Below are 15,622 nucleotides of genomic sequence, written 5' to 3' on the forward strand. Positions count from 1 at the left end.
CGCTCTAGGCCGTTTTTTTAATCCTCGTCTTCCTCTTCGTCCATATCTTCTTGCATCTCGGTATCTTCGTTGTTCATCGGTTCTTCCTCTGCTCCCCCGCAAGCCCCGAGGATGATGCCCGTCGCCAACAGCGACGCAGCCAATGCACCTTTCTTTTTCATCATGAACACCCCTTTTTACGTTGTGTCGTACAGTACGGTTAATTCCCTCGCGCTTCATGCTGAAACGTTTTTTAGGTTAAGAACGTGTAAACGGTGGAATGAATCTAGTGATGACAACTGAACAGAAAGAAGGTGTACTTGTTGAAACGACGCGTCTGGCAACTCCTCATCATGATTGTACTCGGCATCTTCCTTCTTGGTTTGCTTTACTCGATCGATGGGCTCATCCCGTTCCTAATTGGGGCCGCCATTCTCATTCCGCTCATCGTCGGCTGGCATATCTTATTTGACCATGTCCAACCGCAGGCCAAGCTCGCCTGGCTGCTCGCCGTCTTGTTCATTCCGTTCCTCGGTGCCCTCGCCTGGGTACTGTTCGGCCGAACACCTCGACGACACCGACGCATCAAACGGACCTCGACCGAGATTCGGATGTTCCGGCAAGCAATCGAGGCCGAACGGATCGAGACGGCAAACGACGTGTCGGATCGCTTTCCTCTCACGCGCACACTCGAGAAGCTCGGCGCGACCGGTGCGGATGGTCACACGTCGACGAAACTGCTCGTTAACGGCGAGGAAAAATTCGATGCGGTGATTAAAGATATCGAGCAAGCGACCCATCATATCCACGTCCAGTATTATCTATTCCGGACCGATGAAATCTCGCTCAAGATTCGTGACGCTCTCATTAAACGATCCAACGAGAATGTCACCGTCCGTTTTTTGTATGACGGCCTCGGCAGTCAAGAGATTAGCGAAGCGTTTCTCGAACCGCTCCGCGAGTCCCGCGTCCACGTCGAAGCGTTCGACCCGGTCGTCCACCCGCTCCTCGTCTTTAACGCCAACTTCCGCAACCATCAAAAGTTGATCGTCATCGATGGGCGAATCGCTTACACCGGCGGACTGAACGTCGGGGATGAATATCTCGGGAAATATAAAAAGCTTGGATTTTGGCGTGATACCCATCTGCGCCTCGAAGGACCGCTCGTCCGGGAACTTCAGCGTTTGTTCGTCGAGAATTGGCTGTATGCCGGTCATGAAGACGATACAGAACGCTGGGACTTGTTCGCCGACAGCAAACATTTACCGGAGTATTTCATCGATGACCCGCAACCGGACAACGGGGCGACCCAGCTACTCGTCACGTCTCCTGGAAAAGATGTCACGATCCGAGACGGGCTCATTACGCTTTTGATGGAGGCGAAGGAGTCGATTTGGATTACGACACCTTATTTAATTCCGCCTCCCGAATTGCTCGCGCTGTTAGAAGTCGCCGGCCGGCGTGGCATCGATGTGCGAATCGTTGTCCCCGGAAAAGGAGACGAATGGTTCAGCTTCCATGCGACCGAATATTATTTCGAACAACTGCTCAAACGGAACATTCGGATTTATAAATACAATCGCCATTTCATCCATGCAAAAACCGTCCTCATCGATGGCAAGATTGCGCTCGTCGGGACGGCTAATTTTGATTTTAGGAGCATGTATTTGAACCACGAGATGACAATCGCCCAGTATGAGACGTCGTCCATCCAACAGCTGCAAGAAGCGTTCTTGAAAGACTTTGATGAGTCGATTCTCATCGACTGGTCAATGCTTCGCAAGAAATCGAGCGGCAAACGTTTCATCGAAGCGTTCTGTCATATCTTCTCGCCACTCCTTTGAGACAAACGCCAAACCGCATACAGGACGATGAGCAACGCGATGAGACCGAGTTGCCAGCCCGCGGCCACGTGTAAGACCGCCGCGACCGCGAGCGCCTCGATCAACAATGCCGGCACTTTCCCAATCGTGCTCGCTACGGCGAAGGACGGGAGCGACATTCGGCTGAACGCGGCCGACAGCGTGACGAGTCCGGACGGTACGAACGGCATCAGCCTCAGCCCGAGGACAAGAAACCATGCCTCAACGCCATCTGCTTCGCGGAGCCGTTTCAAACGCTCCCCATCCGGTGACGTGAACCGGTGGAGCGCTTTGCGATAAAGAATAAAACTGAGCACAGCACCCACGGCCTCGCCGACGATAGAGACGGCGACACCCGGTCCAAATCCTAGCAGTTGCACGTTCAACGCCGTCAAAAATGCGCTCGGTAATATACCGGCGACGGCGATGAGTGTATTCAATATAAGGCTGATGACAATGAACAACGGGAGCGGTAACACTTCCCATTCCATACAATTCCCTCACTTCATTTGAAAAGGCTGGCCCGTCAACGACGGGTCAGCCTTCTGTTTATTTTGCTTCGACTTCATCCCACGCGTCTTCGTCGACAGGTGGAAGGTGCTTCTCTTCAAGTTTCGAGACAACGACCGCGCATGTCGCGTCGCCGGTAATGTTGACCGACGTCCGGAGCATGTCGAGGATACGGTCGACACCGATGATCAGGGCGATTCCTTCGACCGGTAAGTTGACCGACTGCAAGACGAGCGCGAGCATGATGAGCCCGACACCAGGTACACCCGCCGTCCCGATTGAGGCGAGTACCGCTGTGATGACGACCGTCACGAGTTCGGTCATCGTCAAATCAGCCGCGAATACTTGGGCGATGAAAATCGTCGCGACCCCTTGCATGATCGCCGTCCCGTCCATGTTCACCGTCGCGCCGAGCGGCTGAACGAATGAGGAAATGGAACGCGGCACGCCGAGTTTCTTCTGGGCGAGTTCCATCGATACAGGGAGCGTCGCGTTCGAAGACGACGTCGAAAACGCGAGCGTGATCGCTTCGTAGAAGTTTTTAAAGAAGAAGACCGGACTCATCTTCCCGAGCAGGACGAGCGCCCCGCCGTAGACGAGTACCGAGTGTAAAAATAGCGTCAAGACGACCGCGAACATATACCACGCCATCGCTTTGACAGCATCGAAACCGATCCCTCCGATGGCCGAGGCGATCAAAGCGAACGCGCCGTATGGGGCGAGCTTCATGACCAAGTGAATCAAGTGCATCATGATGCGGTCGCCTTGTTTGACGAAACGGCGCCACGTTTTGGCCCGTTCGCCGAGAGCGATCATCGCAAATCCGATGAGAGCCGCAAACACGATGATTTGAAGCATGTTGCCTTCAGCGAGCGCTTGAATCGGGTTCGTCGGAATCATGTTGACGAATGTCTGCACGATGTTTGACGACTCTTCAGCCGCACCCGATTCGAATTCAAGGTTTGCCGTTTGGAAGTCACCACGTTCTCCCGGTTTGATGACCGAAGCGACACCCATCGCCAAGATGATGGCGAGCGCTGTCGTCGTCAAGAAGAAGAGGAGCGCCTTCGATCCGACCCGCCCGAGCTCTTTCGGGTCCCCGAGACCCATGACGCCGAGAATGATCGAGAAGAAGACGATCGGAACGACCAGCATTTTAATCAAGTTCAAAAATACGGTACCGACTGGGGAAAGGATATACGTATTGACGATGTCATATACGTTACCGGACAGACCGGCGAGCCCTAGCCCGACAAGGACCCCTAAGGCGAGGCCAATTAAAATTTTCTTCGTTTCACTCATCGTGTCACCCTTTCTTTTTTGCACAGTGCGTTTAGTATAGCATAATGCTGAATATTCATACAATTACGGTGAAATCACAACATCATAACAAGTTCATGTTCCCATCTTCACTCGAACGAAAACAAAAAAGATTGGAGACCAAAACGGTCCAATCTTTTCACTCGGCATCGAGACGCGCAAGTTCGGTTTGAAGTTCGGTCGATTGCTCCCAAATCTCAGGACGATGTTCTTTCAAAAACGCGGCTAGCACGTTGCGTGACGGAGCGTCCATCATATCGATGAGAATACGGCCTTTGAGCGATTTGTCCATCTGGTTGACGTGGTACGGCAACAGCTTGTATCCGCGCCGTGCCTCAAGGTCGACCGACATGTCACAGGCCGCGACACCGCCATAATAGAACCCTTCCGGCTTTCGACCGACCGTGACCCAGACGATCCAGTACGGTTTGCCGTTCGGCACCGCTTCCGGATCCGTCAAAAACTTGATGCGTTTCTCGATCGCCGATTTAGCATGCATGGCTCCCATATCGATGACCGCGGTCCCCGCCTCGACATCGATGATGACGGGAGACATATTGTTCAAACTGAGCGAACCGACCCCAAAACCTCCGTGGCCATCGGTCGAATCGTCAGCGACGATGTTAAAATTAATCTCTTTCATAGACTTCCCTCCCTCTCTACTGTACACAAAGACGAGGGAATGTGGCAATCCGGAACGTCAGCACCATTCAATCCGAAACGTCGTACCCGGTCCGATGGCACGGATGAGCGGCCGGTCTGCCTCGATGACCCGGCCGAGAACGTTGACTCGTGCATCAGGCGGAAGATCCCGTTTCGTCACTTGCATCTCGCCGGCGTAGCGCCCGTAATCCGCATTATCGACCGTGATCGTCCCAAGCGGACGCGGTCTCGCATCCATCGGTTCAAGCAAGCGGTCCCCAGGTCGGCCGTAAGCCCGAGACTCGACCGAACGGACGACGTCACGCGCCGGGTCCATCCGGTTCGTCTGGACGCGATAGAAAGCAGCCTCAATCGTCGTCTCTGCTTCGGCCCGGAGGACGAGCATCCCGTCGGCGTTTGAAGCGAACTGTTCAATCGTCTCGTCAGCAAGTCCCGGATCACCGATTAAAATGCGATCGACCGAATCGGCGAGGTCCAAGTAACAAGCGAACGTCGATAACGTTCGATGGTCTTCGAGCGTCGGCAACCGTTCGAACAGCGGTCCTCGGAGTGACCCATCTCCCGGGATGAACGCTTGAACGCTCAATCCTTGGCGTTTCAACCAATCGTTCTTGTCGTCGAACCAGTCTCGATCAAGCCCCGTCTCCGGACGGGGATAGAAGTTGTGCCACGCCTCGACGTTGTCCGTCACGAGACCGTGCCGCCTCATCTCCGCGAGCTCACTTTCTGTGAGCGTGCTCGCGTTCAAGGCGACCGTCATCCGCGCCGACAAGTCGGCCACTTGTTTCGGGGTCACCCCGTAATCGACGCGCAGTCCGGTCACGCCCCACTCGACGAGCGTGTGGGCATCATCCCACGTTTTGCCGAGCGCGGCAAGCGACGTTGGCGCGATGTCGGCGAACAGCTCCATATCGAGTTCACGTGCGAGCATGCCGAGCTGTCGCAATCGTTCCGTATATACGGATGGATCGTCCTCTGGAATATGTAGGGACGTGAACATCGACGTAAAGCCAATCTCACGCATGCGTCCGACCCATGCCTTGAAGTTTGATGTGAGCGGTTCGCTCAAATATACCGATAATCCTTTCATCAGAAAACCTCCTCTTAAATGAAAAGGCGACTCCAAAGAGCCGCCTCGGTTGTTAAATTCCGTCCGCCATCTCTTCTTTGAATCCGAAGAAATATGTGAAGACGAAGCCTGCCGTGTACGAAATGACAAGACCTGCGATGTACGTCAAGTACATGCCGTTGTCGATGAGCGGTGTGAGCGAGAGACCCGAGACCCCAATCCCGAGTGCTGCCGTCTTCATCGTCGCTTGGAAGGCGCCGCCGACCGCTGCGCCCATACAAGCCGTCAAGAACGGACGACCGAGCGGAAGCGTGACCCCGTAGAGGAGCGGCTCACCGATGCCAAGGAATCCGACCGGGATCGCCCCTTTGATGATGTTACGGAGGCGTTGGTTGCGCGTCTTCACAAAGATGGCAAGTGCTGCCCCGACTTGTCCGGCCCCGGCCATCGCCAAGATCGGCAAGAGTGCCGTGTTACCGACCGTGTTGAGCAACTCCAAGTGAATCGGTGTGAGTCCGTGGTGCAATCCGACCATGACGAGCGGCAAGAAGAATCCAGCAAGAACAGCCCCTGCGACCGGTCCACCGACTTCGAGCACGGCGTTAAGACCTTGCATGATCCCGTCTGACAACACGCCTGCGACCGGCATGATCGCATAGAGCGCCGTGAAACCGACGACGAGTACCGTGAGAAGCGGTGTGAAGATGATATCAACCGCTGTCGGCATGAAGCGACGGACATGTTTCTCGATGTACGTCATGAGCCAAGCGGCAAAGATGACCCCGAACAGTCCACCCCGCCCAACGACGAGCGGTTCCCCATAAATGGTGATGTCCGCGAGCACCGGGTTGAAGAGGATCCCCCCGGCGATGGCACCGAGTACCGGCGTCCCGCCGAACTCTTTTGCCGTGTTCCAACCGACGAGAATGGCGAGGTAGGCGAATACCGTGCTACCGAGCAACAAGAGGATTTGCATCCACGTTTCCGTCGGGTCGACCCCGGCGTTCTTCGCGAAGTTGGCTCCTCCGTTAATGATACCTGAAGCGACAAGTCCTGGAATGAGCGGAATAAAAATATTCCCTAAGCGACGTAAGAAGCGCTTGAACGGCGACTTCTGTTTGTCTTTCACTTTTTGACGTTCGATGGCGGCCCGTTCGTCCGGCGTCAAGTTCGCGTCGACCGATTCTTCTCCGATGGCGAGCCCCGTCTCGCGGCTGAGATGATCCGCCACACGGTTGACCGTCCCCGGGCCAACGACGATTTGCAACGTCTCATCATCGATGACACCCATGACACCATCGATTTGTTTCAAGGCGGCAAGATCCGCTTTCGTCGGATCTTTGAGCGCCAAACGCACACGTGTCATACAGTGCGCGAGTTGACGAATGTTGTCTTTCCCCCCGACATGCTCGAGTATCGCATGCGCAAGAACCTCTTCTTTCTTCATCTCGAATCCCCCTTATAGTGCGTCACGGACGAATCCGTTCGCACGCTCTAATCGCTCGACTGCCTCCGCATGCGGGACATCGGCTAAAATCATGACGATCGCCGTCTTGACGTGCCCACCGGATGAATCAAAATAACGCGCGGCCGTCTGTTCGTCGACCCCTGTCGCTTCCGCAATCATCCGTTTGGCCCGCACCTCCAACTTCTCGTTCGTCGGCTGCACGTCGACCATCAAGTTTTGATACACTTTCCCTACCCCAATCATCGACGCCGTCGAAATCATGTTGAGGACGAGTTTTTGCGCCGTCCCCGCTTTCAAACGGGTCGAACCAGTCAACACTTCCGGTCCCGTCTCGACCTCGATTTTATACTCGGCGTGATCGCTGATTTTTGATCCTTTGTTACATGATAACGCAGCTGTCGTCGCCCCGACTTCACGGGCGTAATCGAGCCCGCCGATGACGTACGGTGTCCGGCCGCTCGCGGCGATTCCGACGACCGTGTCCTTCTCGCTCAAGTGAAGCGCTTTCAAATCATTGACTGCCAAATCCTTGCTGTCTTCTGCTCCCTCGACGGCTTTGATGAGCGCACGCTCGCCTCCGGCGATGAGTCCGACGACCATGTCCGGTGATACGCCGAACGTCGGCACACATTCTGCCGCATCCAAGATACCGAGCCGTCCGCTCGTCCCTGCGCCGATATAAATCAAACGCCCGCCTTGTTTGAAGGATGCGATGGCACGCTTCGTCACTTCGGCAATGACCGATAGCTCTTCTTTAATGACGTGGGGGACCGATTGATCTTCCTCGTTCATCACCGCGAGGAACTCCTCGACCGCCATCTCGTCCAAGTGCATCGTTCGTTCATTCCGTCTTTCAGTAGCCAGTTTGTCTAACATCGCCACCATCCTTTCTTCTCTCTGATTTCATTGTACTAACTTGAAATTAAAAGTCAAACTTATTTAAAAAAATAAGGAAGTAAAATTTCATAAAAGAAATGAGGATGCCGCCCAGTCCATAGAAAAAGCCCAGCCCATATCGGACCGAGCCCTTCATTCGACCAGCTTCTTCATCACGTGGACGTGGTCGCCCCGTGCTGTGACGGAATCTTTTTCGTACACATAACCTTGTCGTTCCCAAAAGTGATGTGCCCGTTCATTGTGCGGCAAGACACCGAGCCGAAACACCGTCTGGAAAGGGCGCATATACTCCTGTTCAAGTTGCTCATACAGCCGTTGTGCGACGCCGGTACCATGAAATCGTTCGTCGACGACGAACAGGCCGAGCCAGAGCGATCCGTCGACTGGATGTTCTTTCAACAAATCAGCGACCGCGATGACGTTTCCTTCTTCAAACACGAGGCTGACGGTCCCTTCGGCTTCAAAGTCGGTCAAATTCTCGTCTCGAAACGCTTCAGGCGTCTGTCCGTTCAAGCTCGCGAACGCCGACTGCCGCAATAAGAACGTCGCGACCTTGTCGCGCCACGTCGCATCATAAACGTGAATCATCGGCGCAACTTCACCATCTCGTCACGCGCCTCGGCGTAACGGTCAATCAAACTTTCGCCTTTTCGGTGCAACAGACCCATATAGAGCGTATCGATGATTGTCAACTGGGTCATCCGTGACGCGATGCTCGCGATCCGGAAGTCACGTTCGACGCTCGGCGTGCAAAGACGGACGTCCGCCTCCCGATAGAGCGGAGATTTATCGAGGTCCGTGATGGCGACGACCGGCACCCCTTTCTTCTTGGCGAAGCGGACGAGTTCGAGCACGTCTTTCGTCCGACCCGACGTGCTGATGGCGACGAAGACGTCGTTCGGTCCGAGATGCGGGATGAGTGACAACATGTAATGGAAATCTTGCGACGTCTGGGCCGCATAGCCAAGTTTCGTGAATTTGTACTGGGCGTCGTACGCCGCCGTCGATGAACCGCCGACCCCATAAAACACGACCCGGTTCGCTCGGGCAAACGTATCGATCGCATGCTCGAGCTCACGCTTGTCCATCGCCTCGGCGCATGCCTCGATGGCCATCTTGTTCACATGGATGACTTTTTGAAACGAATCGTACGGTGTGTCTTTCTGCTGTAACACGTTGAAGTCGGTGAGTGTCGTCTCGGTGATGGCCAAGTCTTTGACGAGGGCGAGCTTGAACGCCTTGAAGCTGTCGATGCCGACGACGCGGGCGAACCGGACGATACTCGCCTCTGACACATCCGTCTTTTGAGCAAGTTCTTTCGTCGTCATGTTCGGAACGAGCGTCGAGTGGGTCAAAATATAGTCTGCGATTTTCTTCTCGACAGACGTCATCTCACTTTTAGCGAGTTCGATTTTTTTGAGTAAGGATTCCATCGGGTCATCCCCTTCCTACTTCTAGTTTCTGTTTCCATGATAGCGGATTCTTTCTGCACAAGCCAACTTGGATATGAAAAAGGCCAAGCCGAAGCTTGACCTGATCGTTATAAGTTTTTGGCATTAAACGTATCGCCGCCTTGAATCGTCCCGTTTTGGAACCCTTTGTCGAACCAGCGTTTCCGCTGTTCGGACGTCCCATGGGTGAACGAGTCTGGCGTCACATAGCCGCGTGCCTGTTTTTGAAGCGTGTCATCCCCGATTTGGTGCGCCGCGTTCATCGCCTCTTCGACATCCCCGGCCTCGAGGTAGCCCATGCCTTGGGCGTGGTGGGCCCAGACGCCCGCATAATAATCGGCCTGAAGCTCGAAGCGGACCAAATATTTATTGAACTCGGTCTCACTCATCTCGTTACGGAGCGGCATGATTTCATCGGTCGTGCCGAGCAACGTCTGGACGTGGTGGCCGACTTCGTGGGCGACGACATACGCCATCGCGAAGTCACCCGGTGCGTTGAAACGTTGACTGAGTTCATCATAGAAACTTAAATCGATGTATAGTTTTTGGTCACCGGGACAGTAGAACGGTCCGACAGCTGATCCTGCGATACCGCAGGCAGATTCAACCTGGTCTTTATACAAGACGAGCGTCGGTTCCCGATACGTCAATCCGTTCTCAGCGAATATATCGGTCCATACTTCCTCGGTATCCCTTAGCACGACCGACACGAAGTCCGCCATCTCTTCCTCCCGTGCCGAACCTTGATACGTCTCGGACGACTGTGGTTCGCCGATCCCGATGTTGTTGACAATGTCTGCCGGATTGCCCCCGTTCAGCAACGTGAAGACGATGACCAAGATGAGACCGAAGCCTCCGCCAATCCCGGCAATCCCTTTCCCTCCGACACGTTGTCCCCGTCGATCTTCGACATTACGACTTGCTTGTCTACCCTTCCATTTCATCCGCCTGTTCCTCCTACGTCTAGTCTGTCTTGTTCCATACCCCGTTTTCACATATTTCGCACCTGCATTTTTTCTTTGTACCGTCCGCTCAATCGATTTTCTGCTTTCCACCCGCCCCACCTTTCACTAGAATGAAAGGGAACGAACTAAAAGGAGGAAATGTTATGCCATACGTAACTGTTAAAATGCTCCCAGGCCGCACGGTCGAACAAAAACGTGCGTTGATTGAAAAAGTGACGGACGCCGTCTCGGAGACGACGAACGCCCCGAAAGAAAACATCACCGTCTTCATCGAAGAAATGGACGCGACGCACTACGGTCAAGCCGGCGTTATGCACGCGGACAAGAAGTAACCAACACGACCGCCCTTCCAAATCGGAGGGCGGTCGTTGTTTAGTCTTCTAAATTCACTTCAAACCGCTCGCTCGGGACGGTCGGTTTAATGAGATGACGCGTCGCCCGCCAAATGTGATAGCCAATCCGATCGAGCCAGAGGAGAGCTTGCACCTTTTGAATCGTTTGGTCCATCTCGAGTTGATTGGCCGCCGTCTCCTCGAGCAGTTCGGCCCGGTGCGCTTTTCGATATTCGGCGAGCTGTTTCGAGGCCGTCTTCCACTGCCGAGACTCTTCCGGGGGCGTGTGATGGTTGAGCGTCTCCAACATGTCGAGTTCATGCAAGACGAGCTGGCGCGCGACTAGGAAGTCTGTATCCCGAAGGGCGTCGACCGGGTCGACTTCACGCATGACGAACAGCCACCGCTCCAAGTGATCAATCGTATGAAGCAGCGACAAGTGTTGCCCATAGTCATTGCGGCCCCGCCCTTCTTCCAATTGAATCGTGCTCAAAAAGACACGCACGTCCCCGAGCGTCTTCTCCACGAGTTGGAGCTCGTCGTCGCGCTTTCGTCCTTCCGCTAGCAACAGTTTCGTCTCTTTGGCGAGATAGCGCTCGATTTCAATCAACGAGCGTCGGGCCGCTTCGAGCGCGACCGTCGGGATGCGGGCCATGTTCGGGTTCAAGAACCGGGTCAGCTTCTCCGCTCGGCTCGGGACCCACTTCAGCAACCGACGGCTGAACGCCTCGTGGAACGGCAAAAACGTGAACACACCAAGCAGATGGAACGACGTGTGGAACAAGGCGAGCCGCAACAGTTCATTCCAATTGAGACGGTCGGCCACACCGTTGACGACGCCGAACAAGAGCGGGAAGGTTAGCCAGCCGATAAGTAAAATCGAGCCGTGGACGAGCACGTGCGCCAAGACGATGCGGCGGGCCGACTTCCAACCTCCGATCGACCCGAGCGCGACGACGAGACTTGTCCCGGCACTTTGCCCTAAGACGAGCAGACACGCTTGGGCAAGGGTGACCGTATCGGTCGCGAGCGCCGTCATCGTCAAGACGAGACCGATGCTTGAAGACTGCAATAAAACAGTCATCAACAGGCCCGTACCGAGAAGCGCAAGTTGGTGGAGCGGTGTGTCCGCTTCCCAACTGGCGAACGAGAACGTGACAACTTCCCGCATCGCCTCTTGGAGCGTTCCGATGCCGACAAAAATGAGGCCAAGTCCGACCATGAGCATGCCGATGCGTTTGACGCGCCGTCCAATCAAGCGCAGCGCCATGCCGACCCCGATGAGCGGGAGCAACAGCTCGCGGATATCGACGTTATAACCTAGGAGCGCCACGATCCATCCGGTCGTCGCGCTGCCCGCGTTCGCGCCGATGACGAGTGTAAGCGCTTGGGTGAACGTCAGCAGGCCGGCACTGACAAAACTGATTGTCATGAGCGTCGTCACGGTCGAGGACTGAAACAACGTCGTCATCGTCGCTCCGAGAAAGGCACCCGAAACAGGTCCTTCAGCCAAGCGATTCAATCGTTGCCGGAGGCGTTCCCCGGCCATGCTTTTCAACGTATCCGTCAACAGCATCATCCCGAGTAGGAAGATGCCGACTCCCCCGACCAATGTGCCGATCCCCATGGTGTCACTTCCTTTTCAACGATTCAATCGCCTCGTAACGTTGACAACATCCATGTTTTTTCTGATGCGTGATCTTTCAAGTTGAGCAGTACGTCCTCCGGATAATAGATTTTCTCGTCGGACTGTCGTGAGTTTAAAATCGATTGGACGAGCATCGACACTTCCGAAATTTCCCGGCGGTCGCCATCATTCATCTTGAGATAGATGCCTTCGTATGTCCCGTGCCCTTTATACAAATCATATGGCAATTGGCTGAGCTGATCCTCGAGCAAGTAGTAGCGGGTCGGTAAACCGATTGCCTCCATCGTTGAACGCAAGCGGTCCATATAGCGGACGCGGTTCGCTTCCGGGAAGTTCTTATATTTCAACAAACGACGGTTGACGAAGCGGCTGGCGAGGTCGGCCAAAATCGGGTCCGCCTCATCCATCCATTCCTGAAAATAGAAATAGACGATCGTCTCATCGAGCTTCAAATAATGCTCGAGCGTCATGTCTTCATGGTTAAAAATCGGCAAGAAATGCTTTGGGGTCATCTCGAAAGAATAACCCGATTCGAATAGTTCTTGCGCCCGTTCGAGTACGGCTTTGAGCAATAAATCGCTCGATCGCGTCGCCGGATGCAAGTAGACTTGCCAATACATTTGATAGCGACGCATGATATAGTCCTCAATCGTATGCATCCCCGACTGTTTAACGACGACTTGATCTTCATCGGGACGCAACACTCGCAACATCCGCTCAAGATCGAACTTCCCATAACTGACACCGGCGAAATGGGCGTCGCGGAGCAGATAGTCCATCCGGTCGACATCGAGCTGCGAGCTCAGTATATTGACGAGCAAGCGGTTCGGGTGCGTCTTATTGATGATGGCCGCTACTTCTTCCGGGAAACCAACGCCCATCTCCGACAGCACTTTGTTCACTTCCGTGTCGCCGAGGATGATTCGTTCGGTCCATACCTCGTGACGAACGGCGAAGACGTGCTCGAACGCGTGTGAGAACGGACCGTGGCCGACATCGTGCAGGAGCGCCGCTGCGAGCAACAGCTCCCGGTCGCGGTCGTCCCACTCTGGATACTCGTGAAATTGGTCAATCAGCTGCCGGGCGATCTCATAGACGCCAAGCGAATGATGGAACCGGGTATGTTCGGCGCCATGGAACGTCAGAAATGATGTCCCGAGCTGTTTGATGCGCCGTAAGCGTTGAAACTCTTTCGTGTTGATCAATTCCCAGACGAGATGATCATAGACATATATATAGCGGTGAACCGGATCTTTGAACACTTTCGACCCGGATAATTGACCTCGTGAAGTGTACATGACGTTGCCCCCTACATTTTATTAATGATTGGATTCGACTTCTAGCGAGTTGTTCCTCCCATGCTATAATGGGGAGGAAATTATTTATTGAAAAGGAATTATGTATATGACCCATCCATTATTACAACAACCGACCTACCGTGTCATCGATCAGTCCTCGCTCGGTCCTGCGTTTCAAGCCGAGCAATCGTTCGCGACGGACGACACGCTCTGTGCGTCGACCGCAACGTCTGGTGCCGTCCTCAGGGCCTGGGTTCATCTAAACACGGTCGTGCTCGGCATTCAAGACGCCCGCCTGCCTCACTTGTCAGACGGCATCCGTTTTCTACATGAACATGGATTCCGTCCCGTCGTGCGAAATTCAGGAGGGCTTGCCGTCGTCTTGGATGAAGACGTATTGAACTTATCCCTGATTTTACCTGAAAAAGACGGGATTCAAATCGATAGCGGCTACGAGGCGATGACGTCGCTCATCCAACTCATGTTTCAAGACGTGACGACAGACATTGTCGCTGGCGAAATCGTTGGGTCTTACTGCCCCGGCAGTTTCGACTTATCCATCGGCGGCAAGAAGTTCGCGGGCATCTCACAGCGCCGTGTCCGTGGCGGTGTCGCCGTCCAAATTTATTTGAGCGTTCGCAAGAGCGGGAGCGAACGCGCCGCCCTCATCCGTGATTTTTATGAGCGCGCCATCCAAGGCGAAGCGACAAAGTTCACCTACCCGGCCATCGTCCCTGAGACGATGGCGTCACTCGAGGACCTGCTCGGTATCCCGCTCACCGTCGATGACGTGTTTCGCCGCGCCTACACCGTCCTTAGTGACGTGAGCCGGCTCATACCTGGCCCTCTCGATGCGGAAGAGCAGGCGACGCTCGTGACCCAGCTCGACCGGATGTGGAAGCGCAATGAACCGATCCGTGAGATTGAACAACAATTAATAGAGGAGTGACCGCATGTTTAAAATCATAACCGATACCGGCGCCGATTTGACCCAAGACCAGATCGTCGAGTACGGTCTCGAAATGCTACCGCTCGGTGTCGTCATCGACAACGACGAATTTTTAGACGGTGAGACGATTCAACCGAAAGACGTGTACGACGCGATGCGTGCCGGGAAGACGCCGAAGACGTTCCAAATCGAGGCGGCCCGCCTCGAACAATGTTTCCGTCAACATCTCGAATCGGAAATCCCGTTCCTGTATCTCGCCTTCTCCGGTGAGCTCTCAGGCACCTATCAGACGGCCGTCATGGTCGGAAACCTACTTAAAGAAGAATACCCGAACAGCACGTTCCATATTCTTGATACGCGCGCCGCCTCGGTGGGCCAAGGATTGTTCGTCAAAACGGTCGCCGAGTATGGTCAAGACCATACGTATGAAGAGACGGTCGCCTACGCGACGTCGCTCGTCGGCAAAATCCGTCATTTGTTCACGGTCGAATCGCTCGAGTATTTGATGCGCGGAGGTCGTGTCTCGAAAGCGAGCGCGTTCATCGGGGATTTGTTGACGATTCTACCGCTTTTGACAGTTGAAGACGGCAAGCTCGTCCCAATCGAGAAGGTGCGCGGTCACAAGAAAGTGTTACGCCGCATCGTCGAATGGATGACCGAGTCGAAACCGCTCGTCGAGGGTGGCCACGTCTTCATCGGCCACGGCGATGATCCAGTCAAAGCCGACCAATTCGAGGCGTTGTTACGGGAACATGTGAACCCAGCGAGCGTCACGAAGACGATCGTCGGTTCGGCCATCGGGGCGCACACAGGCCCAGGCTTGCTCGTCGTCGGCTATTTTGAAGCATGACGAAACGACGCGTTTGGCTCACGATCGGATTACTCCTGATTATTGGAGCATATGCGTTGTTTCACATCGATGAAGCCAATAAACGACGGTTTCTTCAGAATTATTTGCAGGAACATCATGCACTTTCTAATTCGTCTTATTCATCGCATGCCAGTATCACTCAATTCGGTACCATGTTCCATGTCACGTTAGTTGATGAACCGGACATCATGTACGACTTTTTTGTCAAACGACGCGATGGTGTCATGCATGTCGTTTACAATTTTAATTTGGAACAAGGACACGGTCTCCGTGACCGCGAGTTCGAAACCGTCAACTACGCCATCCTTGATACGTTATTCAAATGACAAACCGCGAGCAC

General features: G+C 54.3%; 17 protein-coding genes. 5 read left to right on the top strand and 12 right to left on the bottom strand.

Annotated features, from left to right (window positions below; genetic code table 11):
- Positions 1–17: 17 nt before the first annotated feature.
- A complete protein-coding gene (locus KNP78_RS04865) occupies positions 18–161 on the bottom strand; it encodes a hypothetical protein (protein ID WP_161787553.1) in 144 nt (47 codons plus the stop codon).
- Positions 162–293: 132 nt separating this feature from the next.
- On the opposite strand from KNP78_RS04865, the gene cls reads away from it, so the two are divergent.
- Positions 294–1,823, top strand: coding sequence for a cardiolipin synthase (gene cls, locus KNP78_RS04870; protein ID WP_214823369.1), 1,530 nt, complete (start codon positions 294–296; stop codon positions 1,821–1,823).
- On the opposite strand, the gene KNP78_RS04875 is transcribed toward cls, so the two are convergent.
- From KNP78_RS04875 to ypfJ, 9 genes are all read right to left on the bottom strand, one after another.
- Complete coding sequence (locus KNP78_RS04875; RefSeq protein ID WP_214708382.1) at positions 1,799–2,332, bottom strand: TVP38/TMEM64 family protein; 534 nt, start codon at positions 2,330–2,332, stop codon at positions 1,799–1,801. The genes cls and KNP78_RS04875 overlap by 25 nt on opposite strands.
- A 58-nt stretch (positions 2,333–2,390) precedes the next feature.
- Complete coding sequence (locus tag KNP78_RS04880; RefSeq protein WP_138858736.1) at positions 2,391–3,653, bottom strand: dicarboxylate/amino acid:cation symporter; 1,263 nt, start codon at positions 3,651–3,653, stop codon at positions 2,391–2,393.
- Positions 3,654–3,810: 157 nt separating this feature from the next.
- Positions 3,811–4,314: a YwhD family protein gene (locus tag KNP78_RS04885; protein WP_034779343.1), complete on the bottom strand. Its 504-nt coding sequence runs from the start codon at positions 4,312–4,314 to the stop codon at positions 3,811–3,813.
- 57 nt (positions 4,315–4,371) lie between these two features.
- A complete protein-coding gene (locus KNP78_RS04890) occupies positions 4,372–5,424 on the bottom strand; it encodes a DUF871 domain-containing protein (protein WP_214823370.1) in 1,053 nt (350 codons plus the stop codon).
- A 52-nt stretch (positions 5,425–5,476) separates the two neighbouring features.
- Positions 5,477–6,850: a PTS transporter subunit EIIC gene (locus KNP78_RS04895; RefSeq protein ID WP_034779348.1), complete on the bottom strand. Its 1,374-nt coding sequence runs from the start codon at positions 6,848–6,850 to the stop codon at positions 5,477–5,479.
- Between the two features lie 12 nt (positions 6,851–6,862).
- On the bottom strand, positions 6,863–7,756 hold the full coding sequence (gene murQ, locus KNP78_RS04900) for an N-acetylmuramic acid 6-phosphate etherase (protein WP_034779351.1): 894 nt from the start codon (positions 7,754–7,756) through the stop codon (positions 6,863–6,865).
- 144 nt (positions 7,757–7,900) lie between these two features.
- The gene (locus KNP78_RS04905; RefSeq protein ID WP_214823371.1) at positions 7,901–8,356 is read right to left on the bottom strand and encodes a GNAT family N-acetyltransferase; all 456 of its coding nucleotides are present in this window, start codon (positions 8,354–8,356) and stop codon (positions 7,901–7,903) included.
- Positions 8,353–9,201 carry a MurR/RpiR family transcriptional regulator gene (locus KNP78_RS04910; RefSeq protein WP_034779356.1) on the bottom strand — a complete coding sequence of 283 codons (849 nt, stop codon included), beginning with the start codon at positions 9,199–9,201 and terminating at the stop codon, positions 8,353–8,355. The genes KNP78_RS04905 and KNP78_RS04910 overlap by 4 nt, the downstream gene beginning before the upstream one ends.
- A 107-nt stretch (positions 9,202–9,308) precedes the next feature.
- Complete coding sequence (gene ypfJ, locus KNP78_RS04915; RefSeq protein WP_034779359.1) at positions 9,309–10,163, bottom strand: KPN_02809 family neutral zinc metallopeptidase; 855 nt, start codon at positions 10,161–10,163, stop codon at positions 9,309–9,311.
- A gap of 164 nt (positions 10,164–10,327) precedes the next feature.
- On the opposite strand from ypfJ, the gene KNP78_RS04920 reads away from it, so the two are divergent.
- Positions 10,328–10,516 (top strand): 2-hydroxymuconate tautomerase, encoded by a 189-nt coding sequence (locus KNP78_RS04920; RefSeq protein ID WP_012727443.1) that lies wholly within the window; start codon positions 10,328–10,330, stop codon positions 10,514–10,516.
- Between the two features lie 40 nt (positions 10,517–10,556).
- On the opposite strand, the gene KNP78_RS04925 is transcribed toward KNP78_RS04920, so the two are convergent.
- On the bottom strand, positions 10,557–12,143 hold the full coding sequence (locus KNP78_RS04925; protein WP_034779364.1) for a Na/Pi cotransporter family protein: 1,587 nt from the start codon (positions 12,141–12,143) through the stop codon (positions 10,557–10,559).
- A 23-nt stretch (positions 12,144–12,166) separates the two neighbouring features.
- Positions 12,167–13,462 carry an HD domain-containing protein gene (locus KNP78_RS04930; RefSeq protein WP_214823372.1) on the bottom strand — a complete coding sequence of 432 codons (1,296 nt, stop codon included), beginning with the start codon at positions 13,460–13,462 and terminating at the stop codon, positions 12,167–12,169.
- Between the two features lie 100 nt (positions 13,463–13,562).
- Here KNP78_RS04930 and KNP78_RS04935 point away from each other — a divergent pair, with 100 nt between their 5' ends.
- The 3 genes from KNP78_RS04935 to KNP78_RS04945 are packed head-to-tail and all read left to right on the top strand — an operon-like array spanning position 13,563 to position 15,608.
- Positions 13,563–14,411, top strand: a complete 849-nt coding sequence (locus tag KNP78_RS04935; RefSeq protein WP_214823373.1) for a lipoate--protein ligase family protein — start codon at positions 13,563–13,565, stop codon at positions 14,409–14,411.
- Between the two features lie 4 nt (positions 14,412–14,415).
- Complete coding sequence (locus KNP78_RS04940) at positions 14,416–15,261, top strand: DegV family protein (protein ID WP_214792161.1); 846 nt, start codon at positions 14,416–14,418, stop codon at positions 15,259–15,261.
- Positions 15,258–15,608: a hypothetical protein gene (locus KNP78_RS04945; protein ID WP_214823374.1), complete on the top strand. Its 351-nt coding sequence runs from the start codon at positions 15,258–15,260 to the stop codon at positions 15,606–15,608. The genes KNP78_RS04940 and KNP78_RS04945 overlap by 4 nt, the downstream gene beginning before the upstream one ends.
- Positions 15,609–15,622: the final 14 nt, after the last annotated feature.

Origin of the sequence: Exiguobacterium sp. s28 (genome assembly GCF_018618135.1) — a bacterium.
Classification (GTDB): domain Bacteria; phylum Bacillota; class Bacilli; order Exiguobacteriales; family Exiguobacteriaceae; genus Exiguobacterium; species Exiguobacterium mexicanum_A.